General features: G+C 42.6%; 12 protein-coding genes. All 12 read left to right on the top strand.

Translation table 11 applies throughout. The annotated features are described in order from the left end of the window. Window positions 1-107: 107 nt before the first annotated feature. The 12 genes from hpf (at window position 108) to LKJ51_RS00955 (ending at window position 13,535) form a co-directional block, all read left to right on the top strand. Complete coding sequence (gene hpf / locus LKJ51_RS01010) at window positions 108-650, top strand: ribosome hibernation-promoting factor, HPF/YfiA family (protein WP_291978679.1); 543 nt, start codon at window positions 108-110, stop codon at window positions 648-650. 191 nt (window positions 651-841) lie between these two features. Next, window positions 842-3,205 (top strand): preprotein translocase subunit SecA, encoded by a 2,364-nt coding sequence (secA, locus tag LKJ51_RS01005; protein ID WP_291978680.1) that lies wholly within the window; start codon window positions 842-844, stop codon window positions 3,203-3,205. A gap of 102 nt (window positions 3,206-3,307) precedes the next feature. Continuing rightward, window positions 3,308-4,424 (top strand): peptide chain release factor 2 gene (gene prfB / locus LKJ51_RS01000; protein ID WP_434737663.1). Its coding sequence is split into 2 segments (ribosomal slippage): window positions 3,308-3,379 and window positions 3,381-4,424, totalling 1,116 coding nucleotides; the frame shifts between segments, so codons are not numbered across the junction. A 58-nt stretch (window positions 4,425-4,482) separates the two neighbouring features. Further along, window positions 4,483-4,809 carry a PspC domain-containing protein gene (locus LKJ51_RS00995; protein ID WP_291978682.1) on the top strand — a complete coding sequence of 109 codons (327 nt, stop codon included), beginning with the start codon at window positions 4,483-4,485 and terminating at the stop codon, window positions 4,807-4,809. Further along, window positions 4,810-5,163, top strand: a complete 354-nt coding sequence (locus LKJ51_RS00990; protein ID WP_291978683.1) for a phage holin family protein — start codon at window positions 4,810-4,812, stop codon at window positions 5,161-5,163. A 16-nt stretch (window positions 5,164-5,179) separates the two neighbouring features. Then, a complete protein-coding gene (hprK, locus tag LKJ51_RS00985; RefSeq protein WP_291978684.1) occupies window positions 5,180-6,139 on the top strand; it encodes an HPr(Ser) kinase/phosphatase in 960 nt (319 codons plus the stop codon). After that, complete coding sequence (gene lgt, locus LKJ51_RS00980) at window positions 6,132-6,953, top strand: prolipoprotein diacylglyceryl transferase (RefSeq protein WP_291978685.1); 822 nt, start codon at window positions 6,132-6,134, stop codon at window positions 6,951-6,953. The genes hprK and lgt overlap by 8 nt, the downstream gene beginning before the upstream one ends. A gap of 29 nt (window positions 6,954-6,982) precedes the next feature. Next, complete coding sequence (locus tag LKJ51_RS00975) at window positions 6,983-7,999, top strand: NAD(P)H-dependent glycerol-3-phosphate dehydrogenase (RefSeq protein ID WP_291978686.1); 1,017 nt, start codon at window positions 6,983-6,985, stop codon at window positions 7,997-7,999. Between the two features lie 64 nt (window positions 8,000-8,063). Next, window positions 8,064-8,966, top strand: a complete 903-nt coding sequence (gene galU / locus LKJ51_RS00970) for a UTP--glucose-1-phosphate uridylyltransferase GalU (RefSeq protein WP_291978687.1) — start codon at window positions 8,064-8,066, stop codon at window positions 8,964-8,966. A gap of 504 nt (window positions 8,967-9,470) precedes the next feature. Further along, window positions 9,471-10,403, top strand: coding sequence for a thioredoxin-disulfide reductase (trxB, locus tag LKJ51_RS00965; RefSeq protein WP_291978688.1), 933 nt, complete (start codon window positions 9,471-9,473; stop codon window positions 10,401-10,403). Window positions 10,404-10,512: 109 nt separating this feature from the next. After that, window positions 10,513-11,709, top strand: a complete 1,197-nt coding sequence (locus LKJ51_RS00960) for a glycosyltransferase (RefSeq protein ID WP_291978690.1) — start codon at window positions 10,513-10,515, stop codon at window positions 11,707-11,709. Between the two features lie 98 nt (window positions 11,710-11,807). Then, a complete protein-coding gene (locus tag LKJ51_RS00955; RefSeq protein WP_291978691.1) occupies window positions 11,808-13,535 on the top strand; it encodes a phospho-sugar mutase in 1,728 nt (575 codons plus the stop codon). Window positions 13,536-13,572 lie beyond the last annotated feature (37 nt).

The following is a 13,572-nucleotide window of genomic DNA, read 5'->3' as shown; positions in this document are numbered from 1 at the left end:
GTTTGTTAAATAGTATCAATTACACTATAATATAGTTAAGGATATGAGAAGAGTGGTCCTTCTGATACCAGATCAAGCGATTGCTTGAACTGAAAGGAGAAATTACTATGTTAAAGTTCAATATTCGTGGTGAAAATATCGAAGTAACTGACTCAATTCGTGACTATGTTGTTAAGCGGATTAACAAGTTACAAAAGTTCTTCGAAGACAACGTAGAAGCAACTGCCCATGTGAACTTAAAAGTTTATCCTAACCGTACTTACAAGGTAGAAGTTACTATTCCGTTACCATACCTTACATTACGGGCTGAAGAAACTTCTAATGACATGTACGGTAGTGTTGACCTTGTTACTGATAAGCTTGAACGTCAAATTCGGAAGTACAAGACCAAGGTTAACCGTAAGTCACGTGAAAAAGGCTTTAAGAACTTAGAATTTGTCCCAACCGATGATGATACCGATAGTCAAGATGACTTGAAGATTGTGCGGACAAAGCAAATCTCACTCAAACCAATGGATCCAGAAGAAGCTGTCCTTCAAATGGATATGTTAGGACATGACTTCTTCGTATTCCAAGACGCCGAAACCGACGGAACCAGCATTGTTTACCGTCGTAAAGATGGCCGTTATGGTTTGATCGAAGCTGAATAAAATTAAGCTGGGAAACAGATAAGAGACTGAGATTAATCTCAGTCTCTTTAACGTTTAAAAGCGTGCGGATCATTTTAATTCTCCTGTTAACGTGGTAAAATGTTAAGGTTAGAATATAAATTAAAATTGGCTTGAGTAGCAGCAAATCTCAAGGCCAAAATTAAAAAACGTTAATTAGAAAGGACGCTTTTATGGCTAACATTCTAAAAAAATGGATTGAAAGCGATCGCCGTGAGTTACGGCGGATTAACAAGATCGCGAACAAGGTTGAAAAATATGCTAAGCCAATGGCGGCATTATCAGATGATGAGCTTAAAGCTAAAACTGATGAATTTCGTGCCCGCTACCAAAAGGGTGAAGATCTCGATCATATGCTGCCAGAAGCATTTGCGGTAGCACGTGAAGGGGCTAAACGTGTTCTCGGCCTTTACCCATTCCACGTTCAAATTATGGGGGGTATCGTTCTTCACGAAGGTAACATTGCCGAAATGAAGACCGGGGAAGGTAAGACACTGACTGCCACCATGCCAGTGTATCTTAACGCTATTAGTGGTAAGGGAGTTCACGTTATCACTGTTAACGAATACCTATCAAAACGTGATGCTACAGAAATGGGACAGCTTTACAATTGGTTAGGTTGCAGTGTCGGTGTTAACAACTCCGAAATGTCACCAGACCAGAAACGTGAAGCATATAAAGCTGACATTATGTACTCCACTAACAGTGAAATCGGGTTTGATTACCTTCGTGATAATATGGCCGTTTACAAGGAAGACCAGGTACAACGGGGATTGAACTATGCCTTAGTTGATGAGGTTGACTCGATTCTTATTGATGAAGCGCGGACCCCATTGATTATTTCTGGTCCAGGAACAGGGACTTCAAAGCTTTATAAGCAGACCGACCGTTTTGTTAAGACATTGAAGAATGAGGTCGATTACAAGGTTGACCTTGAATCGAAGACCGTTGCCTTAACTGATGAAGGAATCCAAAAAGCAGAAAAGTACTTTAACTTAAAGAACCTGTATGATCCAGAAAACACCGCATTGACCCACCACTTGGATCAAGCGTTGCGAGCTAATTACATTATGCTCCGGGATAAGGATTACGTGGTTTCTGACGGTGAAGTTCTTATTGTTGATTCATTTACCGGACGTGTTATGCAAGGACGTCGGTTCTCTGACGGCCTTCACCAAGCGATTGAAGCTAAGGAAGGCGTTCAGATTCAAGAAGAGAACAAGACCATGGCTAACATTACCTACCAGAACTTGTTCCGGATGTACAATAAACTTGCGGGGATGACTGGGACTGCCAAGACTGAACAAGAAGAATTCCGTGAGATTTATAACATGGAAACAATCACAATCCCAACTAACCGGCCAGTTCAACGAAAAGACGAACCAGATTTACTTTACCCAACACTAAAGAGTAAGTTTGCGGCAGTTGTTAAGCGAATTAAGAGCCTTCACGAAAAGGGACAACCGATCTTGGTTGGTACCGTTGCCGTTGAAACTTCTGAATACTTGTCTCACCTGCTAGACCAGGAACACATTCCACACGTTGTTTTGAACGCTAAGAACCACGCTAAGGAAGCTGACATTATTAAGAATGCTGGTCAACGTGGTGCGGTAACAATCGCGACGAACATGGCTGGACGGGGAACTGATATTAAGCTTGGCCCTGGTGTTCGTGAATTAGGTGGTTTAGCAGTTATTGGTACTGAACGACACGAATCACGACGGATTGATAACCAGCTCCGTGGACGTTCAGGTCGTCAGGGTGATCCAGGTCTTTCACAATTCTACCTATCACTTGAGGATGACTTGATGAAACGGTTCGGTGGTGACCGGATTAAGGCCTTTTTGGAACGGATGAAGGTTGACGATGACGATGCTGTTATTAAGAGTCGTTTCCTTACCCACCAGGTTGAGTCAGCGCAGAAGCGTGTTGAAGGGAACAACTACGACTCCCGGAAGAACGTTTTGCAGTATGATGATGTGATGCGTGAACAACGGGAAATCATCTACAAGGAACGTCAAGAAATTATTACTGAGGATCAGTCATTGAAGTGGGTTCTTATGCCAATCTTCAAGCGGACAATCCAACGGGAAGTTGAACAACATACTTTAGGAGAACGTAAAGATTGGGACCTGAAAGGAATTGTTGACTTTGCAGAAGAGGTAATCGTCAAGCCAGATACAATTAGTGTTGCCGATCTTGCTAATAAGTCACCACGCCAAATGGTTGATTTCTTAATGGGTTACGCTAAGGCAATCTACAAGGATAAGCAAAAGCAACTTTACGATCCAGCACAGATGCTTGAATTCGAAAAGGTTGTCCTTTTGCGGGTTGTTGATTCTCACTGGACTGATCATATTGATGTGATGGATCAATTCCGTCAATCAGTTGGTCTTCGTGGTTATGGTCAGTTGAACCCACTTGTTGAATATCAAACTGCTGGTTACCACATGTTTGAACAAATGATTGCAGATATTGAGTATGAAACTACTCGACTCTTTATGAAGTCACAAATTCGCCAAAACGTTACTCGTTAATTAGTAACTGAATAAAAACAACTATCAAGGTACGGTAGCAGGTGGCCCTATGGCGGTACCTGTTACCGTTTTGGTTTAAATTAATATTTTGGAGGCAATAATTTGGAACTTAGTGAAGCAAAGAAAAAAGTAGAAGCAATGCAACAAGAAGTTGCCCGCTTCGGGAGGTCTCTTTGACTTAGATGCCTTAGATGAAAGCATCGCTGAAAATGAACAAAAGATGGCTGAACCGGGCTTTTGGGACGATAACGTAGCGGCACAAAAAGTCATTAACGAGAATAATGATTTGAAGGATAAACGAGATACCTTTGTTAAGCTGCGTGATAACATTGGTAACCTGCAAACGTCGATTGAGTTGCTTGAAATGGAACCGGATGATGACTTGCAAAGTGAGTTTGAAAAGTCATTTACGACGACCCAAAAGGAATTAGAGCAATATCGGCTGAACCAACTTCTTGATGGTGAATATGATGCCAAAAATGCAATCTTGGAAATTCACCCGGGAGCTGGAGGTACCGAAGCCCAAGACTGGGGAGCCATGTTACTACGGATGTACATTCGCTGGGGAGAACAGCATGGCTTTAATGTTGAAACTGCTAGTTATGAAGCTGGTGACGAGGCCGGAATTAAGAGCGTTACCTTATTGATTAAGGGGCACAATGCGTTTGGCTACCTTCGCAGTGAAAAAGGGGTCCACAGGCTTGTGCGGATTTCTCCATTCGATGCGGCTGGGCGGCGCCACACCTCGTTTGCTTCCGTTGATGTAATGCCCGAACTTGATGAGAGTGTCAATATTGATATTGATCCATCAGATCTACGGGTTGATACTTTCCGTTCGAGTGGTGCTGGTGGTCAGCATATTAACAAGACCGAATCTGCCGTCCGAATTACCCACATTCCGACTGGGATTGTTACCTCTTCGCAAGCGGAACGTTCACAGTTGCAAAACCGGGTAACTGCGATGAACATGTTAAAATCAAAACTGTATGAATTAGAAGAAGAGAAGAAGGCTAAAAAGCGGGCCGAGATTGAAGGGGAGCAGCTTGATATTGGCTGGGGTTCCCAGATTCGCTCGTACGTCTTTCACCCATATACCCTGGTTAAAGATAACCGGAGCGGTCATGAGACCCATAATGGTCAGGCAGTAATGGATGGTGATTTGGATCCATTCATTAACGCTTACCTCCAGTGGAAGCTCAGTCAAAAGAATCCTCAGTAAATTCAATTGCAGTTACCAAAAAAACACAGTAAGATTAAGCTATTAGGAGGGATGAATTATGAAGAAGAAGTTAACCAGATCCTATGATGATCGGTGGCTTGCTGGAGTCCTTAGTGGTTTTGCCAAGTATTTTAATACGAAGCCACTATACTTGCGGATTGCATATATCTTATTTACTGCAATCACTGGAGTTATTCCGGGGATAATCGTGTACGTTGTTTTACTAACAATTATTCCGCCGGATCCAGCGCATCCCGGAATTGCTGGCCTGTTTAAGGCTTTTGCCGACTTAACGAGTACCCCGCAAAAGACGGATGAATCGCGGGGACGCCGGCAGCTCACTGATGTTGAAGAAGAGGATATTAAAAAGAATGGACGGTCTTAAATGGAATTTATTAAGCGTGTAATAATAGATACGATTCTCTTTATTGCATTAGCCGGACTCTTTTCGCGGACCGGAATGTTTTATGTTAATAGCGTTGGGGTGGCCTTGCTAGCAAGCGCGATCTTAGCGGTCTTAAACGTTTTAGTGAAACCAATCTTGTTGATACTATCATTACCGATTAATGTGCTTACCTTGGGATTATTTAGTATTGTGATTAATGCGCTGATGCTTCAGTTAACATCAGCCTTTGTCGGGTCATATTATTTTCACTTTTCGTCCTTTGGCTCAGCAATGTTAATTGCAATCATTATGTCAATTTGTAACGTGGTTATATCTGATCACGTTAACAATTAGTGAAGGAGTGAAAATTGTGGCAGATCATGTTACCGTTAAAGAACTTGTTGACAATGTTCGGTTAAAGGTCTTGCAAGGAGAAGAATACCTTAAACGACCAATTACTACTAGTGATATCTCGCGGCCAGCACTTGAGTTTGCCGGTTATTTTAAACACTATCCGGCAATGCGGATCCAATTATTAGGGATTACCGAAACCTCATTTGCAAAGGATTTAACCCATGAAAAGCGGGAAAAGTACCTGACTAAAATGTGTGCACCACAGACACCGTGCTTCGTGATTTCAACTAACTTACCGATTCCTGAAGAATTGCAGAAGGCAGCAAAGGAGACCAAGATTCCGATCTTAGGAACGCACTTAACTTCTTCACAGATCTTAAGTAATATGACTTCCTATCTTCTTGGTCGGTTAGCGCCACGTCAGTCCCTTCACGGTGTCCTTGTTGACATCAATGGTGTTGGGGTATTAATTACAGGTGATTCTGGAGTTGGGAAGAGTGAAACTGCCCTTGAATTAGTTCGGCGTGGGCACCGGCTGGTTGCTGATGATCGGGTTGAAGTTTATGCTCGTGATGAACAAACCCTTGTTGGGACCGCTCCAGCAATCCTAAAGCACTTGATGGAAATTCGGGGAATTGGGATTATTGACGTTTCAACACTTTATGGTACCGGGGCGATCATGCCGAGCGATGTAATTAACTTGATTGTCCATCTTGAAACTTGGACCCCTGATGTTCAATTTGATCGGTTGGGCGATCGTGGTGATACGCAGACGGTTCAGGGCGTGATTGTTCCTAAGGTATCCGTACCAGTTAAGACCGGGCGGAACTTAGCGATCATTATTGAATCTGCCGCAATGAATTACCGTGCAGAAACAATGGGGTATGATGCAACGAAGACCTTTGATGATAATTTGAACCGATTAATCAAACAGAATTCTGCTCGCGACGCAAAGGAAAAGCAAGATCATGATTAGTTTAGGGAAGACAATGCTTGCGCTCAACCCAATCGCATTTCATTTTGGACCGATTCAGGTGCATTGGTATGGAATTATTATTGCTACTGGGGTTGTCCTTGCTCTGATTCTTTCGGTTCGTGAAGGTCAACGGCGGGGAATTAATGAAGATTACTTCTATGATTACCTTTTGTGGGCATTACCGATTTCAATCATTTGTGCTCGCCTGTATTACGTTATTTTTCAGTGGCCCTATTATTCGCAGCATCCGGGAGAGATTGTTGCGATCTGGGATGGTGGAATTGCAATTTATGGCGCCATTATTGGTGGCGTTTTGACCCTTTACTTCTTCTGTCGTTCACGACAAATCTCGCTGTGGACAATGATGGATGTTATTTCACCAGCATTGATTATGGCCCAGGGAATTGGTCGCTGGGGTAACTTTATGAATCAGGAGGCATTTGGTGTAATTACTAGCCGGGCCGCACTGGTTAGTCAGCATATTCCAGAGTGGATAATTAACCAAATGAATATTGGCAACCACTATAGGGTCCCAACCTTCTTGTACGAATCATTGTGGGATCTTATCGGATTTGCTGTGCTGATGATTTTACGTCATCGTCACCACCTGTTTAAGCGTGGAGAGGTTTTCCTGACCTACGTAATGTGGTATTCGTTTGGGCGGTTTTTCATTGAAGAAATGCGGACGGATAGCCTGATGCTTGGTAACGTTATTCGGGTGTCACAACTCTTATCGTTAGTCTTTTTTATCGTTGCTCTAATTATCCTGATTGTACGGCGACGAAGAGGAAACATTCCGTGGTATGTAAATTGATAGTTTAATTAGTTAAAAGGAGAATAATTATGGCTGAACAAATTGCAGTTTTAGGAGCAGGCTCGTGGGGTAGCACGTTAGCTAATATGTTGGTGGAAAATGGTCATAACGTTAAATTGTGGTCACGAAATCAAGAACAGGTTGATCAATTAAATAACGAGCACGTTAACCCTCATTACATGAAAGACTTAGTTTATTCAGATAAATTAATCGCTACTTCTGATATGGAAGAGGCTGTTGCTGGGGCTAATATAATTTTAATTGTAATTCCTACTAAGGGACTGCGCCAGGTAGCAGGTCGCTTGAACGCAATTTTGGAAAAGAACGATCAACAGCCATTAATTGTTCACGCTACAAAAGGGTTAGAGCAAAACACTTACAAGCGCCCTTCCGAAATGTTAAAGGAAGAAATTAATGAGGCTAATCGGCGGGACATTGTCGTCCTGTCAGGGCCGAGTCATGCTGAAGATGTGGCCATTAAGGACATGACTGCTGTTACAGCTGCATGTGCAAATCTGCGAGATGCCGATCGAATTCAGAAGATTTTTAGCAATAGTTATTTCCGTGTTTATACCAACAATGATGTGATTGGGGCAGAATTTGGCGCCGCATTAAAGAACATCATTGCGATCGGTGCTGGTGCGCTTCAAGGACTTGGTTACCACGACAATGCTCGTGCTGCATTAATTACTCGTGGTCTTGCCGAAATCCGCCGGTTAGGGGTTGCCTTTGGTGCTAATCCAATGACCTTTATTGGCCTTTCTGGTGTTGGTGACCTTGTCGTTACCGCTACCAGTAAGAATTCTCGTAACTGGCGAGCTGGATACCAACTTGGCCAGGGACGGAAGCTTGATGACGTAATTGAGCACATGGGAATGGTCATTGAAGGGGTATATACTACCAAAGCCGCTCATGAACTTAGTCTGAAGCGTCAAGTGAAGATGCCAATTACCGACGCCCTATACCGTGTTCTCTATGAAGGCGAAGATATTAAAAACGCAATTTCACAATTAATGAGCCGAGATCTTACTTCAGAAATTGAATAAGTATGGTAAAATGCATACAGTAGAGATTGAGAATTAAATAATCTCATGGAAAGGGTTTATTATTATGAAACGCGTACGTAAAGCAATTATTCCTGCTGCTGGTTTGGGGACCCGCTTTCTCCCAGCAACAAAGGCATTAGCAAAGGAAATGTTACCAATCGTTGATAAGCCAACGATTCAGTTCATTGTTGAGGAAGCTCGGAAGTCCGGGATTGAAGACATTGTTGTTGTTGATGGCAAGAACAAGCGCTCAATTGAAGACCACTTTGATTCAAACCCAGAGCTTGAAGATAACTTACGGGCAAAGCACAAAAATGAAATGTTGAAGTTAGTTGAAGAAACGACTGACATTAACATTTACTTCATTCGTCAATCACATCCACGTGGTTTAGGGGATGCCGTTTTAACCGCTCGTGACTTTATCGGTGACGAACCATTTGTTGTAATGTTGGGTGATGATTTGAACAACATTAACAATGATGGTGAACCGTTAACTAAGCAATTGATTGAGAGTTATGAACAAACAGGTGCTTCTACTCTTGCTGTTATGCGGGTACCACACGAAGATACTGCTAAGTATGGTGTAATTAACCCAAGTAAGGAAGTTACTCCAGGACTCTTTAACGTTACGAGCTTTGTTGAAAAGCCAGATCCAAAGAAGGCTCCAAGTGACTTGGCCATTATTGGTCGTTACGTCTTTACTCCGGAAATCTTTGACGTTTTGGCAAAGACTAAGCCTGGTAAGGGCGGCGAAATCCAATTAACTGATGCTATTGACACCTTGAACCAAACTCAACGGGTATTTGCTCGTGAATACCTTGGCGACCGTTACGACGTTGGTAACAAGTTTGGTTGGGTTAAGACCAACATTGAATACGGCCTTAAGCACCCACAAGTTAAGGACGAATTACGTCAATATATCAAAGACCTCGGCACCAAATTCGCGGCAGAGGATAAAAAGAAGTAGAGTGCTTTCGCCCCAAAGAGTTTCCGGAAAGCTAGCAATTTCTCCTGACGAAGGCGACTTGCGCCTAGGAAGGAGGTTGCTAGCTCTAGGAAACTCGGGCGAAGCACGTTTCGACTATGCTGAAGTAGAAGGAAACTCAGGCGAAGCGCAGTAGCTGAGTGGCTTTTGTCATCAACAAGTTGATAGCCAAAAACCTACTCATCCTTGCGTGGGTTCACAGACGAAATTGATGAATCAATTTCTGGTTCACTCCAACGTTTCGACTATATAACAGTAGAAGGAAACTCGGGCGAAGCGCAGTAGCTATGTTGCAGTAGAACCACTCCAGCAATCCCCTACTCATTACACTAAAACACCAAAGTGGAATCTTATAGTTCATCGAACCTTAAGATTCCATTTTTTAATTCCTTACTTATCAAAAGTAAGCAGAACAATAGACAATATTCCCGAAAAAAGTTATTATAATTAGTAATTAAATTGGACTAACTTAAGGAGGGACTTTGAATGGCTAATAAGGATCATTATGATGTAGTAGTAATCGGTGCAGGTCCCGGCGGAATGACTGCTGCAATGTATGCGTCACGAGCTAACTTGTCTGTTCTGATGCTTGATCGAGGAATCTATGGCGGTAACTTGAATAACACCGCAACGATTGAAAATTATACTGGTTTTAAGAGTATTAAGGGGCCTGACCTGGCTCAACAGATGTATGATGGATCAACACAATTCGGTGCTGAGTACGCATACGGAACCGTGACAAAGGTTGAAATTAATGATGACGGGACGAAAACTGTTTCTACCGATATGGATGAACAATTCACTGCTAAAGCGATTGTGATTGCCACCGGTTCTGAGCAACGGCACCTCAATGTTCCCGGCGAAGAAGAATTTAGTGGTCGGGGTGTTTCATACTGTGCCGTTTGTGATGGTGCCTTCTTTAAGGATAAGCACTTAATTGTTGTTGGTGGCGGTGATTCCGCAGTTGAAGAAGGAATGTACCTGACTAACTTGGCTTCGCAGGTGACAGTTTTAGTGCGGAGTGATAAGCTTCGTGCGCAACCAATGATGCAGGATGAAGCAATGAAAAACGACAAGATGAAGTTCATCTTTAATACCAGCGTGACCGAAATTATTGGTAACGACACCAAGGTTACTGGTGTTAAGACCCATAATAACCAAACTGGTGAAGAGGGGACAATGGACGCCGACGGAATCTTTATTTATGTTGGTAATGTACCGATGACTAAGCAGTTTGCATCATTGGGAATTCTTGATGATCAGGGATGGGTTAAGACTGACAATACGATGAAGACAAGCATTCCTGGGATCTTTGCCGTTGGTGATGTCCGAGAAACACCATTGCGGCAAATCGCTACCGCTGTTGGTGATGGTTCAATCGCTGGCCAACAGGTTTATCAATACATTCAATCGTTATAAATTATAAATACAGAAGAGACTGAAAATTAAATTCGGCCTCTTTTTTCGATCCCCTATTTTTGTTCTTACCAAAAGGGTATAGTTATTATGAATAGGGAGGCTCATTAAAATGTCAGCACCAGTAATTGCGATGCAGTGTAACTACGCATATCTTGATAAATTATTTACCAGCTTAAAATCACTTCTTTACCACAACCGAGGATTAACGGTATATATCTTAAATCCTGACATCCCCCAAGAGTGGTTCAAAAACGTTAACCAGCAATTAAATCAGATTGATGACACCATCATTGATTTAAAAGTTGACCAGTCACTATTTGCCGAAAGTAAGATTTCGTTTGGTGAACGTCTCAACACAATGACGTTTGATAAATTATTATTGCCGAAGTTATTGCCCGAGGACCGGGTCTTATACTTGGACAGCGACATTATTGTTAATCGCCCACTGACAGCCCTTTTTAATCTTGACTTCTCCAATCCGTTAGCTGCGGTTAAGGATTTAAATTCGCCAGAAAAAGAGATTAATGCTGGTGTGGTTTACTTTAATAACCCGGTAATTAATCAACAAAAGGGAATCGTCGATCAATTAATGGCCGCTAGTAAGCAGCCTGGATTGACGAATGCTGATCAATCGGTCTTAAGTGATTTCTTTTACCCACAAACGAAATTTTTACCCCGGACCTACAACTACGAGGTTGGGGTCGAAGGTTATGCAGTTTACAATCACCTTGATCGAATAATTGATGAGTTAGCACAAGTCAACGACCCAACAATCATTCACTTTGACTCCGATGATAAACCATGGAACCTGGTTTCAACGGTTCGTTACCGTGAGTTGTGGTGGTACTACAACGGGATGAGTATCCGCGATATTATTGATCACGTTACGTTGGGGACAAATAAGCCTCAATGGTCAAAACTGCGTGGACCATTAATCTGCTTGACGAATAGTCAGGACCTTAGTCATTTAGTTGAACTTGTAACGACCCTACCAGAATATCAATTTGAGATTGCTGCACGGACATCAATGGGACCTAAATTATTGGCACTCTTAAAATACCCTAATGTTAGCTTGTACCCAGGGATCCTTCCTCGCGTAATGACAGATCGGTTTAACCGGGCAAGTGCTTACCTTGATATTAATCAGGGAACTAAAGATGAGAAAGCAATTCAGCGATTCCTTAAATTAGGAAAGCCAGTCCTTGCTTTTAACAGCACGGCCAGTATGTCTGGGAATGATCAATACCTGGTCTTTGGTGATGATCAGGTAGGAGAAATGGCAGCCTGGATTCGAGAACTTGATTAGTTCAGTAAAACTTTAGTAAAACAATGAAGTAAACGAACACAGAAACTCCATAATGAGTTATACTGAAATCAGATTATGAGAACAAAGGAGCAATTTTGATGAGCTGGAAAGATACTTACCAAGTTTGGCAAGAACGGACTGATCTTGAGCCAAACTTGAAACAAGAATTAGATGCAATGCATGACGACAAGGAAATTGAAGATGCATTTTACGCACCAATGTCTTTCGGAACCGCCGGAATGCGGGGATTAATGGGACCCGGGATTAACCGGATGAACGTTTATACCGTTCGTCAGGCTACTGAAGGTTTGGCAACGTTGATGGATTCTCTGGGGGATGAAATCAAGAACCGTGGGGTTGCGATTAGTTATGATTCACGTCATAATTCACGTCAATTTGCCCATGATTCAGCACGGGTATTGGGTGCTCACGGAATTAAGGTTTACATTTATGACAACCTGCGGCCAACACCAGAATTGTCGTTTGCCGTTCGTCACCTGCACACATACGCTGGGATTATGATTACCGCTAGTCACAACCCAAAGGAATACAACGGTTATAAGATTTACGGTGAAGATGGTGGACAAATGCCACCAAAGGAATCTGACATGATGACCGGATATATCCGGAAGATCACTGATATTTTCGACATCAAGTTAGCTGACGAACAAGAATTATTGGATAACGGTACTGAAACCATTATTGGTGAAGATGTCGATGCTGCCTACTTAGCTAATGCAAAGAGTGTTACCGTTAACCCCGAACTTGCTAAGGAATATGGTAAGGACATGAAGTTCGTCTTTACTCCATTATGCGGGACTGGTCGGATGCTTGGTGAACGGGCATTACGTCAAGCTGGCTTTACTAACTTCACCATTGAACCAACTGAAGCTCAACCAAACGGTGACTTCCCTGGTTTGGAACACCCTAATCCAGAATTCCCAGAGGCCTTTGTTCGGTCAATTAAGTTAGGTAAAGAAATCGATGCTGATGTGCTTATTGCAACGGATCCAGACGCTGACCGTTTGGGTTGCGCAGTTCGTCAACCAAATGGCGAATACCAATTGCTAACTGGTAACCAAATTGCATCAATCATGTTGGCTTACATTCTTGAAGCTCACAAACAAGCGGGAACATTGCCAAAGAATGCAGCTGCTGTTAAGTCAATTGTTTCAACTAACTTTGCTGCTAAGATTGCCGAAAGCTATGGCGTTAAAATGATTAATGTTTTGACTGGTTTTAAGTGGATTGCTGACCAAATTCACCAATATGAGACTGGTAAGGCTGATCATACCTTCATGTTTGGTTTTGAAGAAAGTTACGGTTATCTGATCAAGCCATTCGTCCGTGATAAGGATGCTATCCAATCATTGACACTATTGGCCGAAGTTGCTGCATATTACAGGAGCCGGAAGATGACCTTGTACGATGGCCTTCAAGAATTATTCAAGAAGTACGGTTACTTCCGTGAAAACACGGTTGCTAACATGTACCCAGGCGTTGATGGCCCAGCTAAGATTCAAGGTTTGATGAAGAAGTTCCGTGAAGAAGCACCAACCGAATTCGCCGGTCATAAGGTAATGGTTACCGAAGACTTCTCAAAGGGCACAAAGACAAGTGCAGATGGTCAAGTCAGTGAACTTGGTATCCCTGAATCTAATGTTCTTCGTTACATCCTTGACGATGAAACCTGGATTGCTATTCGGCCATCTGGTACTGAACCAAAGCTTAAATTCTACATTGGAACCAGTGCACCATCACTTGACGAAGCAAATTCTAAATTAGCTGACTTTGAAAAAGCATTAAAGAAGTTTGCTGAAGAATAGAAGCTGGAAAATAACCTTCTCGGGAGCCTGGTGGTCT

The sequence above is a fragment of the Limosilactobacillus sp. genome (assembly GCF_022651205.1).
In the GTDB taxonomy this organism is placed as follows: Bacteria; Bacillota; Bacilli; order Lactobacillales; family Lactobacillaceae; genus Limosilactobacillus.
The sequence above is the reverse complement of the archived record's forward strand: the minus strand, read 5'-3'. Positions and strand labels throughout refer to the sequence as shown.

What these genes read in the sequence shown, in the direction of transcription:
- hpf (WP_291978679.1), top strand. Translation starts at nt 108, where the DNA reads ATGTTAAAGTTCAATATTCGTGGTGAAAATATCGAAGTAACTGACTCA.
- secA (WP_291978680.1), top strand. Translation starts at nt 842, where the DNA reads ATGGCTAACATTCTAAAAAAATGGATTGAAAGCGATCGCCGTGAGTTA.
- LKJ51_RS00995 (WP_291978682.1), top strand. Translation starts at nt 4,483, where the DNA reads ATGAAGAAGAAGTTAACCAGATCCTATGATGATCGGTGGCTTGCTGGA.
- LKJ51_RS00990 (WP_291978683.1), top strand. Translation starts at nt 4,810, where the DNA reads ATGGAATTTATTAAGCGTGTAATAATAGATACGATTCTCTTTATTGCA.
- lgt (WP_291978685.1), top strand. Translation starts at nt 6,132, where the DNA reads ATGATTAGTTTAGGGAAGACAATGCTTGCGCTCAACCCAATCGCATTT.
- LKJ51_RS00975 (WP_291978686.1), top strand. Translation starts at nt 6,983, where the DNA reads ATGGCTGAACAAATTGCAGTTTTAGGAGCAGGCTCGTGGGGTAGCACG.
- galU (WP_291978687.1), top strand. Translation starts at nt 8,064, where the DNA reads ATGAAACGCGTACGTAAAGCAATTATTCCTGCTGCTGGTTTGGGGACC.
- trxB (WP_291978688.1), top strand. Translation starts at nt 9,471, where the DNA reads ATGGCTAATAAGGATCATTATGATGTAGTAGTAATCGGTGCAGGTCCC.
- LKJ51_RS00960 (WP_291978690.1), top strand. Translation starts at nt 10,513, where the DNA reads ATGTCAGCACCAGTAATTGCGATGCAGTGTAACTACGCATATCTTGAT.
- LKJ51_RS00955 (WP_291978691.1), top strand. Translation starts at nt 11,808, where the DNA reads ATGAGCTGGAAAGATACTTACCAAGTTTGGCAAGAACGGACTGATCTT.